8 protein-coding genes are annotated in these 13,631 nt (G+C 68.7%); 4 read left to right on the forward strand and 4 right to left on the reverse strand.

The features are described from left to right. Positions 1–5: 5 nt before the first annotated feature. Genes R2B38_RS26320 through R2B38_RS26330 form a run of 3 tightly spaced genes read right to left on the reverse strand, consistent with a single transcriptional unit; the run spans position 6 to position 5,913 of the window. Positions 6–4,697: a putative T7SS-secreted protein gene (locus R2B38_RS26320; protein WP_318018445.1), complete on the reverse strand. Its 4,692-nt coding sequence runs from the start codon at positions 4,695–4,697 to the stop codon at positions 6–8. Continuing rightward, positions 4,697–5,368 (reverse strand): hypothetical protein, encoded by a 672-nt coding sequence (locus tag R2B38_RS26325; protein WP_318018446.1) that lies wholly within the window; start codon positions 5,366–5,368, stop codon positions 4,697–4,699. The genes R2B38_RS26320 and R2B38_RS26325 overlap by 1 nt, the downstream gene beginning before the upstream one ends. Continuing rightward, positions 5,365–5,913, reverse strand: a complete 549-nt coding sequence (locus R2B38_RS26330) for a hypothetical protein (protein ID WP_411978498.1) — start codon at positions 5,911–5,913, stop codon at positions 5,365–5,367. The genes R2B38_RS26325 and R2B38_RS26330 overlap by 4 nt, the downstream gene beginning before the upstream one ends. A 210-nt stretch (positions 5,914–6,123) precedes the next feature. On the opposite strand from R2B38_RS26330, the gene R2B38_RS26335 reads away from it, so the two are divergent. The 4 genes from R2B38_RS26335 (at position 6,124) to R2B38_RS26350 (ending at position 12,634) form a co-directional block, all read left to right on the forward strand. Then, positions 6,124–7,590, forward strand: a complete 1,467-nt coding sequence (locus R2B38_RS26335; RefSeq protein ID WP_318018447.1) for an ABC transporter permease — start codon at positions 6,124–6,126, stop codon at positions 7,588–7,590. 136 nt (positions 7,591–7,726) lie between these two features. Next, a complete protein-coding gene (locus tag R2B38_RS26340) occupies positions 7,727–8,413 on the forward strand; it encodes an ABC transporter ATP-binding protein (RefSeq protein ID WP_318018448.1) in 687 nt (228 codons plus the stop codon). 278 nt (positions 8,414–8,691) lie between these two features. Next, on the forward strand, positions 8,692–12,039 hold the full coding sequence (locus tag R2B38_RS26345) for a S8 family peptidase (RefSeq protein WP_318018449.1): 3,348 nt from the start codon (positions 8,692–8,694) through the stop codon (positions 12,037–12,039). Positions 12,040–12,121: 82 nt separating this feature from the next. Next, positions 12,122–12,634 carry a hypothetical protein gene (locus R2B38_RS26350; RefSeq protein WP_318018450.1) on the forward strand — a complete coding sequence of 171 codons (513 nt, stop codon included), beginning with the start codon at positions 12,122–12,124 and terminating at the stop codon, positions 12,632–12,634. Here the strand turns inward: R2B38_RS26350 and R2B38_RS26355 are convergent. Continuing rightward, complete coding sequence (locus tag R2B38_RS26355; protein ID WP_318018451.1) at positions 12,624–13,556, reverse strand: helix-turn-helix transcriptional regulator; 933 nt, start codon at positions 13,554–13,556, stop codon at positions 12,624–12,626. The genes R2B38_RS26350 and R2B38_RS26355 overlap by 11 nt on opposite strands. Between the last annotated feature and the right edge of the window lie 75 nt (positions 13,557–13,631).

Raw genomic sequence — 13,631 nt, forward strand, 5'->3', positions numbered from 1 at the left:
CATGGTCATCCTTCTCCCAGTATTCTCAGACCCTTGTCGATTCCTGCCTGGAATCCAGGGTTCCTGCCTATTTCCTTCTCGATGGAACGTGGCAGCCCGTCGAACTTTTCGGTGCTGAAATTGTACTGGTACTTCGCCGTGGGGTTGCTCTGGTCCTGGAAGTGCAACTGCCCGGCACGCTGCCCGGGATTGGGGTTCTCGACGTCAATGCGGTATGGACCGTGGTTCCACATCGTCTTGCTCGTCACTTGAGTGCCGTTGGCGCCGATCATGCTGCTGGACGCAGCGGGAGGGGGCTCCTTGATCCCATACAGGTCGCGCATTTCCTGAATGCGCTGATCCACGACATTCTTGTTGTACGGGTCCTTGGTGAACGCCGGCTGCGAGGTGTGACCCTCGGGCAGGTCAGGGCACTTCAGACCGAACGGGTCGACCCAGATGTGCGGATTGAGGACATAGGCCAGAGGGTTGGGGGCCGGCGACAGTCCGAGAGGGTCAGGCGTGACATAGCGCGCTGTTTCGGGGTCGTAGTGGCGGAAGTAGTTGTAGTGGAGTCCCGTTTCGGGGTCGTAGTACTGGCCCGGGAAGCGGAGGGGTGTGTAGGCGGTGCTGTCGGCAGCCCAAGCGGTATTGCCCCACAGGGTGTTGCGAGTGCGCCAGGCGATCTCACCGTCTTCGTCGACGAGTTCGCTGGGAGTTCCGACGAGATCGGTGACGATGGCGAAGAAGCGGGAATCGATCTCTTCCTGCGGTGCGCCGGCTGCCGTGATGCGCTCGGTCTGGGCGATGGGACGCAGGCCCTGGTGGTCCCAGGTAAGTGTGACCGGATGGGGCAACTCCGGGGACGTGGTGGTCTCTTCGCAGAGCGTTGTCCCGTCCCAGGTGAAGTCGACCCGCTCGACCACCGTCTCTCCTCGGTGACCCAGACGAAGTTTCGCCGTGCGGCGGCCCAACGGATCGTAGGTGTAGCGCCAACGGGTCCCGTCAGGGGTGGTGACTGCCGTCAGGCGATCCTCACCGTCCCATTCGTAGCGCCAGGTGTCAGGTTTGCGTGACAGGCGGGACTTCTGGCGCAGGATCATGCGGCCGAGTTCGTCGTGCTCGTAGCGGACGTTGCCCGCGCGAGTGACACGGGTGCCCGCGTACTCGCGTTCGCCTCGCGCCTCCTGACCGGGGTGGGCCGTCGGCCAAGAGGCCCGAGTCTGGTTGCCTGCCTCGTCGTACGCGTACGACTCGGTCCAGTTCGCCGCGTGTACCGCTGTGACCCGGCCCACCGTGTCCAGGTCGAAGCTGCGTGCTCCGGAGAGGTGGTCGTCGATCCCGGTCAGGTTGCCGTCGGCGCGGTACGTGTAGGCGCGGTGCTGGATCCTGCGACCGGCGACACCCGCCACGGATTGCTCGGTCAGGTGGCCCGAGGCGTCGTAGGCATGCGTCTGCGTCACCATCTCGCCTATGTGGCGGGTCAGTTCGCGACCTGCCTCGTCATACGTGAAGTCGATCCGACGGCCGGACGTCACCATGTCCACTCGGTTGCCGGCGGCGTCGTACGACCAAGTGCACCGTGACCCGCTCGGCGTGGTGCGGCCCGTGCGGCGGCCGAGCTCGTCGTACTCGTAAGTCACCGCCCGGCCGTCGACCGTCTCCGAGCGCACCCGCCCGAAGCGATCTCGCAGCACGGTCACCGTCGTACCGTCAGGTCCTGTCGCCTGTGCCAGCTGATCCGTCAAGTCATAGGCGTACGTGGTCAGTTGCCCGGCCACGTCTTTGCGTACCACTTGCCCGAGCGCGTCGCGCTCGAAGGTCACCGTCTGGCCGTGCGCGTTCGTGCGGGAGATCAGACGGCCCGCTGTGTCGTAGGCATAGGTGACGGCGCGGTCGTCGAAATCCGTTTCCCCGACGAGACGCCCGGCCGGGTCGTACTCGTATGTCCACGGCAGACCCTGCGGGTTGATGACCCTCGTCAGGCGTAGTTCTGTGTCGTACTCGAATTCGTGGCGGACACCGTCGGGGCCGGTGCGGGCGCTGAGCAGGTCGAAGTGGGTGTACTCGAAGCGGGAGACGCCGCCCAGCGGGTCGGTGTGAGTGGTGCAGTTGCCCTCGCCGTCGTACGTCCATGACTCGGTTGTGCCGTCGGGAGCGGTGCGGCGGGTCAGGCGGCCTTCGACCGTCCACTCCATGCGGCTCACCGACCCCGTGGGGTCCGTGACCACCACCGGCCGGCCGAAGGCGTCTCGTTCGTATGTCGTGGTCGCCCCGAGCGGATCGGTGATCGAGACAGGGAGTCCGGCCCGGTCGTGGCGGACCGAGGTCACATGGCCGAGCGGGTCGGTGACAGTCGTGAGATGGCCGGCGTCGTCGTAGGAGAAGCGTGTGGTCCGGCCTGTGGGGGCGGTCAGCGACGTTCTGTTCCCGCGCTCGTCGAACGTCTGATGCCAGACCGTGCCGTCCGGGTTCACCACCTTCACCGGCAGACCGAGGTCGTTGTACTCGGCTTTCGCCTCGCGTCGGTCCGGGCGGGCGGCGACGAGGAGGTTGCCGGTCTCGTCGTAGCGGAACGACGCGGTGTGGCCCAGGGGATCGGTCTCGGAGAGCAGGCGGTTGTAGCGATCACGCCGGTAACGGGTGACGGCGCCGAGCGGGTCGGCTTCGGCCACCACCTGGCATGCGTCATTGACGAAGAAGCGGCGGATGTGACCGTCTGCGGTGGCCGTGGTCGTGACCCGCACATCGGTGTCCGGCGCGGTGCCGTCGTAGGTGATGCGCCGAGTCAAGTGCCCTGCGGATCCTCCCTGGGAGACACAGCGGCCCTGGCCGTCGTACTCGTAGGTGTAGCTGTGATCGTTGGTGTCCGTCCACGAGGTGATACGGCCGGCGTCGTCGTACGTGTAGCGCAGAGGGCGTCCGGACGAGTTGACGACCTGGGTCAGGTGACCGTCGGTGTAGTCATAGCGCTTCAACTCCTGGCTGGTGGCCGCCAGATGGAACGCGGTGATCCGGCCCGCCTGCGTGGTGATGCGGACGTGGTAGCCGCCGTTGGAGACGACTGTCAGCGGAACGCCGTCGGTGTCGTACTCGAAGGTGATCCAGTTGCCGTTGTGGTCGTCGATCTGTTCCAGGACCGACAGGGATGCGGTGCGGTCGGTGAAGTGGCACACCCGACGCGTCTGCGGGTCGGTGACGGTGTAGCCGCCGTCGGTGCGGTCCAGAGGCCAGCGCGGGCCGTGGGTGGGCAGGGTGGGGAGACCGGGGGCGGGATGCGGGTAGGCCAGCAGGAGACCGTCCTCAGTGACGAAGACGACGCCTTCGGAGTCGATCTCAAGGCGTTGGTCGAGGGTGGAGGACCACGACGGCCCGAACCAGCGGCCGAGCTCGTAGGAGGACTCGAAACGGCGCTTGAGGACCAGCGGCAGATGGGCCGGAAGCGAGACGTCAGTCTGCGGTAGCACCATTCGGCCGGTCGCGACGTCTACGGGGTCGCCCTCGCAAACAGTCTCGTTCGGCTGCCGGCTGACGCCCTCGGGGTTCTCCGTCGCGCCCTTCCGCCCAGCGCCCGCCGCATCCCCCGCCGCGTCCTTCGCCGACCCCCGCACCCCCGTCTCGACCGCGCTCTCCATCCCCTCCTTGAGCGCGGCCCGCCCGAACGCGGCCTCCAGCCCCGCCCCGTCCCCGAACAGGTTCGGCAGCAGCCGCCCCGTCCCCTCCGACGGGTCCTTCATGAAGTCGTCCAGCATCGTCTTCGCGGCCCGTTCAGGGTGCGCGGCTGTCGAAACCAGGCCTGCCAGCGTCATGTTGACGTTCTGGACGTACGCCGCCGGGTGCGTGATGTTGTACGGGTCCATCGGGTTGAGGCCGCGGGCGAAGGTGAGGATGCCCGCCGTGCCCTTCACCACCCCGGCGTCGAAGTGCAGGATCTCCGTGTTGACGGCCTGGTAGCCGTCGACCGCGTCCGCCTTCAGCCGGGTGAGCGGGGGTGGTGCGGCGGGGGCGTGGGCGAGGGCCTTGCGGACCGCGCCCGCGGCCGTGCGGGCGGCCGCGTCGCGTTGGCGGCGGGCCTCGTTCAGGATCTCGTGGGCGCGTTCCACGGCGGCTGCGCCCGGGTCGGTCGACGGCTCCTGTTGCTTGCCCCCGTCGTCCTTCTTCAGGTCGGCCTTGTAGGCGTCGGACGCCTCCTTGCCCGGCCCGTACAGGTCGATCGCGTCCCGCGCCTGCCCCTGCGCCCACTCCACCGTCTCCGCGTACGACGACAGCGCCTGGCCCGCCGCGTCGCAGGCGTCCGCCGCCTGGAGCCACTTCGTGGGGTGCATCGCGAACTTCTTGCGGAACGCCTCGGCCGCCTCGCCCTGCCAGGACGACGAGTCGAGCTTGCGCATGCCGTCGCCGACCCTGTCGAACGCGGTGTAGAAGTCGGTCAGGTGCTTGGCCGTCGCGCGGATCGCCTTCGCGTCGCCGTGGAGCAGGTCCTTCGGCTGGTCGCTCTGGCCGAGTTGCTGCTCGGCCGGGGTCGCGCCCAGGTCCGAGGCGATGCGGTCGCCCGCGTTCTCGACCTTGTCCGCGAGGCCGTGGGCGCCGACCTTGTCCAGCGCGTCGCCGGCGGCGTTCGTGCCCTCGTCGACCAGCTCGCCCGTGAGCTTCTTGCCCTTGTCGACCACCTCGCCGACCTTGCCCAGGCCGGAGTCGACCAGATCGCCGATGCCCATCAGCCCGCGTCCCCGCCCTGCTGAGTCTCGGCCGCCTTCGCGCGTTCCTCCGGTGACGGGCCCAACGGGCCGTCGAGCATGGCGTTGTACTCGTCACCGCTCAGCCCCGCCGCGCTCGCCAGGTTCGCCGGGTTGAGGCCCGGGCCCAGTGGGCTCAGGGTGTGCGAGGTCATCACGTCCCGCGCCGCGTCCTTGTACGCCTGCCCGCTGTTGTCCAGCGCCTTGTCCATGGACTCCGCGCTGAAGTCGACGCCGCCCGTGTACTCGTTGTTGCGCACCAGGTCGCCCCAGCTCTGCCGGGTGACCTCGTCCTCCGACGCGTACGGGTTGCCCATCCCCGCGTTCGCCACGATCTTCATCGTGCCCTGGACGTACTGGTCGGTCTCGTACAGCGTGCCCGCCGAAAGTCCCACGCCCGCAGCGAAGTTGTTGCCCTCGTTCACCAGCGCGCGCACGCCCCACTCCCAGCGTTCGCAGAACGATGTGAAACCGGAGAGCAACTCCTCGTTGCCCAACTCCAGTCCGGAAAGGGCGAGTTCGGAGAAGCCGCGGCCCGCGCCCGCCAGGCTGTCGATGCCCAGGTCCTTCAACTCGCCCAGCACCAGGGTGATCCCCCGCGCTATCTCGTCGAGCCCGGTCGCCCTGATGTCCTCACCCGCGTCCCCGCTCATCCCCGTATCTCCTCCGCGTCTGCCTCCGCGTCCACCGCCGCCGCCTCCGGCACGATCCCCAACACCGGTGGAAACAGCGCCCCTTCGCCCTCGGTGCCCACATCCAGCGCCACTCCGCACGGCACACCCACCGCACTCACAGCCGGTACCGCCGCGTCCAACAGGCGGGCTCCCAGCAGCCGTTGATACGGCCACTCGCGCCCGCCTTCACCCCTCGCGATCGCGAACCTCGCCAACGCCGACTCGTTCGAAAACGCGTAGATCCACCGGATACCGCCGAAATCACCGACCAGGGGTGCGTTGTCCGAGTCCGTGGGGACCAATACCGCCGTGCGGCGGAACTCGCCCAGCAGCACGGCGGATTCATGCCGCTCGCGGGCCACGGAATCGTCGCTGATCAGGGGCTCGGAGTCGCCGACAGGTGCGGTAGGTGGACCCGCCTCGCTCATCTCCGCGTAGTCCAGCAGCCGGGACCGTCGTACGCCCCCGGTCTCCCCGCTGGTCGCCCCGCCGTTCCCCATGTCGTTTCCCCCGTGATCGGACATGGGTGAAATCATCACACCAGCACATCGCGTACGGCAACGCGGATACCCGCGATGGGCGCGGGTCGGCGCCGTAAACGCCGTAAAACGGTAGAGAGCGCAACCCCATTGACAGCCCTGCGTGGGCTCATTCTTTGGCCACGGACAGCCTTCTCATCGTTCTCTTATGTCGGCCTTATGGCATCATCACGCGCCGTACCTAGCTTGCGGGCCATGTTCTTCACCTACCTGAGGCGCGAGTTGCGCCGCCGCAGAAAAGCGGCCCTCGTCGTCGCCTCCGGCCTCGCACTGGGCATTGCGCTGGTCATCGTGGTCAACTCCGTGTCCTCCGGCATGGGGAAGGCACAGGACAAGGTCCTCCAGTCGCTGTACGGACTCGGTACGGACATGACCGTCACCAAGGCGGCCACGCCCACGGCCAGCGGTTCGCAGCAGCCGCGGTTCCAGTTCGACGCCAACAACAACGGCGACAGCAAGACGCAGAGCAGCGACCGCGTCATGGTCCAGGGCTTCACCACGCTGGCCTCCAGCACCGTCACCAAGGTGGCGGGGCAGAAGGGCGTCTCCGACGCGGTCGGCGGGCTGAGCCTCAACGTCGTCAAGGTCGACGGGCAGTTCACCCGCGGCCAGTTCCAGCAGAACCAGGGGAGCGGCACCGGGGGCGGCGGCAACCGCGGCGGCGGCACCGGCGCGCCGCAGGGCGAAGTCACCGGTGGCGGCGCCAACTTCAACATCAACTCGTACTCGGTCTACGGCACGGACGTCACCAAGCCCGCGCTCGGCCCGCTGACCTCCTCGAAGATCACCAGCGGCCGTACGTTCACCACCGCCGAGGCCAACTCCAAGGTCGTCGTCGCCGACTCGGCGTACGCCAAGGAGAAGAAGCTCAAGGTCGGTTCGACGGTCACGATCAAGAGCGTCAAGTACAAGGTCATCGGCATCGCCACCGCGACGAGCGGTGACGCGGCGGCCAACCTGTACGTCCCGCTGACGCAGGCGCAGACCCTGAGCGGTGACAAGAACAAGGTCACCACGATCTACGTCAAGGCGACCGACTCCAAGCAGATCTCGGCCGTCAAGAAGACCATCACGAGCAATGTCTCCGGTACGACGGTCACCACGTCCGCCGATCTCGCCGACACCGTCTCCGGGTCCCTGTCCACCGCCTCCTCCCTCGCCACCAGCGTCGGCAAGTGGCTGTCGATCGCGGTCCTGATCGCCGCGTTCCTGGTCGCCGGGCTGCTCACCTCCTCCGCGGTCTCGCGCCGGGTGCGGGAGTTCGGCACGCTGAAGGCGCTCGGCTGGAAGTCCGGCCGGGTGACCCGGCAGGTGGTGGGCGAGGCCGTCGTCAACGGTCTGGTCGGCGGTGTCCTCGGTATCGCGCTCGGCCTGGCGGGCGCGTACGTCGTGACCGCGATCAGCCCGACCCTGTCGGCCTCCCTGGGCAGCACCGGTGGTGGCGGCCGCGCGGGCGGCGGCCCCGGTGGCGGCGGTGGCTTCGGCGGCGGCCGTCAGGCCGCGGCCAAGACCCTCGACGTAGCCCTCACCGCCCCGGTCAACGCCACCACCATCGCCCTCGCGGTAGGCCTCGCGGTGGCGGGCGGCCTGATCGCGGGCGCCTTCGGCGGCTGGCGAGCGTCGCGACTCCGTCCGGCGGACGCCCTGCGCAGAGTCGAGTAGCGAGCATCGGTACGGGTCCGTCGTGGTCGGCGTGCAGCGCGCCCTTCAGGGGCGCGGGGAACTGCGCGACCAGCCACGACGGACCCGCAGACGACTGACGGCGCCCAACCCCCTTCACTTCCCCAGGAGTTACACCGTGTACGAACTAAGAGGCGTCACCAAGCTCTACTCACGAGGCAAGGAAACCGTCCACGCCCTCGACGGCATCGACCTCACGATCGGCGACGGCGACCGCCTGGTCATCCAGGGCCCGACCGGCGGCGGCAAGTCCACCCTCCTCCAGATGATCGGCGCCCTCGACCGCCCCACCGCGGGCGAAATCGTCCTGGACGGCATCGACTTGGCGAAACTCTCCGAGGCCAAGCTCACCAAGGTCCGCAGCGAGAACATCGGCTTCGTGTTCCAGTCCTTCAACCTGATCCCGACGCTCACCGCCCAGGAGAACGTCGAGACCGCCCTCGTGCCCCTGGGCACCAAGGCGAAGGAGCGCCGCGAACGAGCCGCCGAGGCACTGAAGTCGGTCGGCCTCGGTGAGCGCCTCGGCCACCTCCCCGGCGAGATGTCCGGAGGACAGCAGCAGCGCGTCGCCATCGCCCGCGCGCTCGTCAAGCAGCCCAAGGTGCTCCTCGCGGACGAGCCGACCGGCAACCTCGACGAGTCGATGCGCGACGAGATCATGGACGTACTGGAGCGCATGTGGAAGGAGCACGGGCTGACCTTCATCATGGTCACCCACGACTCCGCCATCGCGAAGAAGGCGCCGCGTCTCGCCACCATCCGCAAGGGCAAGATCACGGTGAAGGAGAACGCCGCGTCGAAGTAACTCGGTTGCCGCGCAAGGAAGTTCAGGGTTTCCGGCGGAGCCCTTAGCGGAGTTCGCGCGGGCTTCACCCGTCGACTGGGTAACGGAGTCCGGGCGACGGCGTAACAGTTCACGGCTGCGCTTTCTTACCCTCCTCTCATCTCTTGAGCGCGTGATCACCCCTCGGCATACTGCGTATTCCGGGGGGTGTCACGCACGTGTGTGCGAGCTTTCCCCCGGTCGGGTGAACGGGGAATTCGCCCGGTACCTCAGCTCCAGGGGGAGCCTTGCGCAGACACGTGAAGAGAGCGTGCGCGGCCACCGTCGCCGCGTCCGCCGCAGTCGCCCTCGCCGCCGGAATGACCACCCCGGCGTCGGCGAAACCCGAACAGCGCGCGGCCGGTGCCGCACAACTCACCGCCGCACAGACCGGTGCCGCACAGGCCCGGCTCAAGGGCGACCACCACATCACCCTGATCACCGGCGACCGCGTCACCGTCGACGCGAAGGGCCGGGTCGCCGGTCTGAAGCCGGCAAAGGGCCGTGAACACATACCGGTTCAGGTCCGCAAGCTCGACGGGCACACGCTCGTCATACCCGTCGACGCGGCCCAGCTCATCGCGTCCGGCAAGCTCGACCAGCGGCTCTTCGACGTCACCGAGCTCAACAAGTCGGCGGAGCGCGCCTCCCAGAAGGCCGGCCTGAAGGTCATCGTCGGCTACCAGGGCGCCGCCACCGCGACCAAGGCCGACGTCCGGGACGCGGGCAGGCTGCGCCAGTCCCTGAAGACGCTGAACGCCGACGCCGTGCAGACCCCGCAGCAGGACGCCCCGGAGCTGTGGAAGGCCGTCACCGACGGCGACAAGTCGGCCGCCGGTATCGCGCACGTCTGGCTCGACGGCGTCCGCAGGGCCAGCCTCGACAAGTCGGTGCCGCAGATCGGCGCCCCGAAGGCGTGGGCGGCCGGCTACACGGGCAAGGGCGTCAAGATCGCCGTACTGGACACGGGAGTCGACGCCGATCACCCCGACCTGAAGACCCAGGTCATCGAGTCCAAGAACTTCTCCACGGCCACCGACGCGAACGACCACTTCGGGCACGGCACGCATGTCGCGTCCATCGCGGCGGGCACCGGCGCCAAGTCGCACGGCAAGTACAAGGGTGTCGCGCCCGACGCGAAGATCCTCAACGGCAAGGTCCTGGACGACAACGGTTCAGGTGACGACTCCGGCATCCTCGCCGGCATGGAGTGGGCGGCCGGGCAGGGCGCCGACATCGTCAACTTGAGCCTCGGCGGCCAGGACACCCCGGGGATCGACCCGTTGGAGGCGGAGGTCAACAAGCTCTCCGCCGAGAAGGGCATCCTGTTCGCGATCGCCGCGGGCAACGAGGGCCCCCAGTCGATCGGTTCGCCCGGCAGCGCGGACGCGGCCATCACGGTCGGCGCGGTCGACGGCAACGACAAGCTCGCCGACTTCTCCTCCACCGGCCCGCGCGTCGGCGACGGCGCCATCAAGCCGGACGTCACCGCACCGGGCGTCGACATCACCGCCGCCGCGGCCCCGGGCAGTGTCATCGACAAGGAGGTCGGCGAGAACCCGCCCGGCTACCTGACCATCTCGGGTACGTCGATGGCGACCCCGCATGTCGCCGGTGCGGCCGCCATCCTCAAGCAGGAGCACCCGAGTTGGGGCTACGCCGAGCTGAAGGGCGCGCTCACCGGGTCCGCGAAGGGCGGCAACTACACGCCGTTCGAGCAGGGTTCGGGCCGGATCGCCGTGGACAAGGCCATCAAGCAGAGCGTCATCGCCGACCCGGTGTCGGAGAGCTTCGGCGTCCAGCAGTGGCCGCACACCGACGACACCCCGGTCACCAAACAGATCACCTACCGCAACCTCGGCACCGCGGCCGTCACCCTCAAGCTCACCGCGACCGCCACCAACCCCAAGGGCCAGGCGGCTCCTTCGGGCTTCTTCAAGCTCGACAAGACGTCGGTGACCGTACCGGCGGGCGGCACGGCCGCGGTCGGCCTGACCGTGAACACCAAGCTCGGCGGCACGCTCGACGGCGCGTACTCCGCGTACGTGACGGCCACGGGCGGCGGGCAGAGCGTGCGGACGGCCGCGGCCGTGGTGCGCGAAGTGCAGTCGTACGACCTCACGTTGAAGTTCATCAACCGTGACGGCACCCCGGCGAAGTACTACACGGCCACGGTGGCGGGTCTGTCCGGCCTCGGCGCCGGCGGCTACTTCACCCCCTACGACGCGTCGGGCACCGTCAAGGTCCGTGTCCCCAAGGGCGGTTACCTCCTCGACACCGGGATCTTCGTGGACCCGGACGACTTCACCAAGGGCGCCGACTGGATCGCCCAGCCCAAGCTGGACATCGCCAAGAACACCTCGATCACGATCGACGCCCGCACCACCAAGCCGGTCGACATCACGGTGCCGGACACCGCCGCCAAGTCGTCCTTCGCGGCGCCGGGTTACTCGGTCGAGACGTCCGACGGCGGCGCCTCCTTCGGCTGGTTCCTGGATACGTACGCCGGCTTCCGCTCCGCGCACCTCGGTCCGCAGATCACCGACGGTTCGCTGTCCGAGCAGTGGGACGCGCACTTCACCAAGGGCACCGACGAGCAGTACGACACCACGACCGGCGGCAAGGTCAAGCAGCTCGCCACCGGCTACACCAAGCACTACAAAGCGAGTGAACTCGCCACGGTGAAGGGCCGACTGGGCGCCGCGGCGAGTGGCAAGACCGGTCTGTTCTACGCCTTCGGCTACCTGCCCGACGGCGGCGGGGGCGCCTCCGCCTCCACCTTCCCGCAGCCGCTGCCCGGCACCCGCACGCTGCACGTCTCCACCATCAACGGGGTGCAGTGGGAGCTGGACTTCGAGCAGGACGGCGCGCTCGGCCCGGACGGCTTCCCGGTCTCCGAGTCCTTCTACGTCTCGAACGACCTGGAGACCTTCAAGGCCGGCCGGACGTACACCAGGACCTTCAACACGGCGGTCTTCGGCCCGCACCTCGACGACGTCTACGGCGTGTACCGCGACGGCAACGAGATCTCCGGGATCGTGCCGCTGTTCGCCGACTCCGCGCAGCACGCGGGCTCGTCGCTGTTCACCTCGGTCAACACGACCCTGTACCGCAACGGCACGAAGGTGGGCTCCAACCAGGACCCGCTGCTCGGCGAGGGCGTGTTCAAGGTCCCGGCCGCCAACGCCTCGTACAAGCTGACCACTTCGGTCATCCGGAGCGTCAAGGTCGCCGCCGCGTCCACCCGGATCGACGCGAGCTGGACGTTCTCCTCGAAGAAGCCGACCGGCTCAGGCGTGGCCCAACTCCCGGTCTCCACGGCCCGGTTCAACGCGACGACCGGCCTGGACAGCCGTGTCGCCGCCGGCAAGAAGGCGACGATCCCGGTCACCGTCGAGGGCGCGGCAGCCGGCCGCAACCTCAAGTCCCTGGGTGTGTGGGTGTCGTACGACTACGGCCAGACCTGGAAGAAGGTCAACGTCGTCAACGGCAGGATCACCGTCACCAACCCGGCCAAGGGCAAGGCCATTTCGTTCCACGCGAAGATCGCCGACAAGAAGGGCAACAAGTCGACGATCTCGATCTACAACGCGTACTACGGCAAGTGAGCCGCAGAACGCGCTGAGTCGAGTGGCGGGCGGCCCGCCGGAAGTTCACCTTCCGGCGGGCCGTCCGTGTTTTCCTGGCCCCATGACCGCCGCCGTCACCGCCATGATCACCGCCGTCGTCGGCGTGCTCGGCACCCTCTTCGCCCCCGTCCTCAGCCAGCGCCTCACCGCCCGGCAGCGCACGGAGGAGGCCCAAGTCGCCGAGCGGGTACGGCGGTTGGAGGAGCGGCGGGACGCGTATACGGCGATGAACCGGGCCTCGCGGCAGTTCCACACGCTGCTCAAGGACGCCCTGCACCGCATCCGTGACGGGGTCTACACCGAGCTGGAGCGCGACCAGCTGGAGGAGGCGCGGCGGGACTACCGGGACCGTTACGCCGAGGCGCAGATGGTCGTGCCCGAGCGGATCCTGGACGCGTCCCGCTCGGTGAACCAGGTGCTCGCCGGGGTCGACGCCGTCGTAAAACGTCTGGACCGCGGCCTCGCCCGGGACGGCGAGAGCGCTGAGGAGGCCCTGCTGGATCTCAAGGAGGCCGAGCCGCGGCTGGCCGCGATGCGGCGGCTGATGCGGGCGGACCTCGGCGTCACGGAGTGAGGTCGGGGCGCTGGGCCGAGGTGCCCGCGCGGGTCGCGTCCGTGCCCCAGCTCGCCAGCAGGCGCAGGGCGTCGGCCGATGGCGAGCCGGGCTCCGCGTGGTAGGTGATCAGGGCCTGGTCGGAGCCGTCGCTGAGGTGGAAGCCCTCGAAGTGGAGGGTGAGGTCGCCGACCAGGGGGTGGTGGAGGCGCTTGACGCCGTAGGTCTTCTCCTTGACGTCGTGCGTGGCCCACAGGCGCCTGAACTCCTCGCTCTTCACGGAGAGTTCGCCGACCAGCGCGGACAGCCGCGGGTCGTCCGGGCAGAAGCCCGCGTCCATCCGCAGCATGCTGACGATGTCCGTCGCCTTCTGCTCCCAGTCCACGAACAGGTCCCGGTACTCGGGCCGCAGGAACACCAGCCGGGCCCAGTTCCGCTCCTGCGGCGGCAGCTCGGACCAGTCGCCGAAGACGGCCGCGGCCATCCGGTTCCACACCAGGATGTCCGTGCGGCGGCCCGTGATGTACGCCGGGATCGTGTCGATCGTGTCGAGCAGCTGCCGTAGTGGCGTCCGCACCTGCTGGGTGGGGGTCGACGTCTTCTTCTTGTGCTGCTTCGGCTTCGCGAGGTGGGTGAGGTGCGAGGACTCGGCGTTGGACAGACGCAGCGCGCGGGCGATCGCGTCGAGGACCTCCGCCGACACGTTCCGGCCGTTGCCCTGCTCCAGGCGGGTGTAGTACGCCACCGACACCCCGGCCAGCTGCGCCAGCTCCTCGCGGCGCAGCCCGGGCACCCTGCGGTGCCGCCCGAAGTCCGGCAGCCCGACGTCCTCGGGCTTCAGCCGGGCCCGCCGGGTGCGCAGGAACTCGCTCAGCTCGGCCCGCCGGTCCAGCGGCTGACCGGCGTCGGCGGGCGCGGGAGCGGATTCGGGGTGTTCGTCCATACGGTCCAGTATTCCCGGTCGTACGAACAGGAGCCTGACCTCGCTGGTGGTAGGCACAGCAGACGTACGCAGGAC

This window comes from Streptomyces sp. N50, from assembly GCF_033335955.1.
Taxonomy (GTDB): domain Bacteria; phylum Actinomycetota; class Actinomycetes; order Streptomycetales; family Streptomycetaceae; genus Streptomyces.

Excerpts from the sequence above, each read along its gene's own strand:
- R2B38_RS26335 (WP_318018447.1), top strand. The coding sequence starts at position 6,124 with ATGTTCTTCACCTACCTGAGGCGCGAGTTGCGCCGCCGCAGAAAAGCG.
- R2B38_RS26350 (WP_318018450.1), top strand. The coding sequence starts at position 12,122 with ATGACCGCCGCCGTCACCGCCATGATCACCGCCGTCGTCGGCGTGCTC.
- R2B38_RS26325 (WP_318018446.1), bottom strand. The coding sequence starts at position 5,368 with ATGAGCGGGGACGCGGGTGAGGACATCAGGGCGACCGGGCTCGACGAG.
- R2B38_RS26355 (WP_318018451.1), bottom strand. The coding sequence starts at position 13,556 with ATGGACGAACACCCCGAATCCGCTCCCGCGCCCGCCGACGCCGGTCAG.
- R2B38_RS26320 (WP_318018445.1), bottom strand. The coding sequence starts at position 4,697 with ATGGGCATCGGCGATCTGGTCGACTCCGGCCTGGGCAAGGTCGGCGAG.
- R2B38_RS26330 (WP_411978498.1), bottom strand. The coding sequence starts at position 5,913 with ATGTCCGATCACGGGGGAAACGACATGGGGAACGGCGGGGCGACCAGC.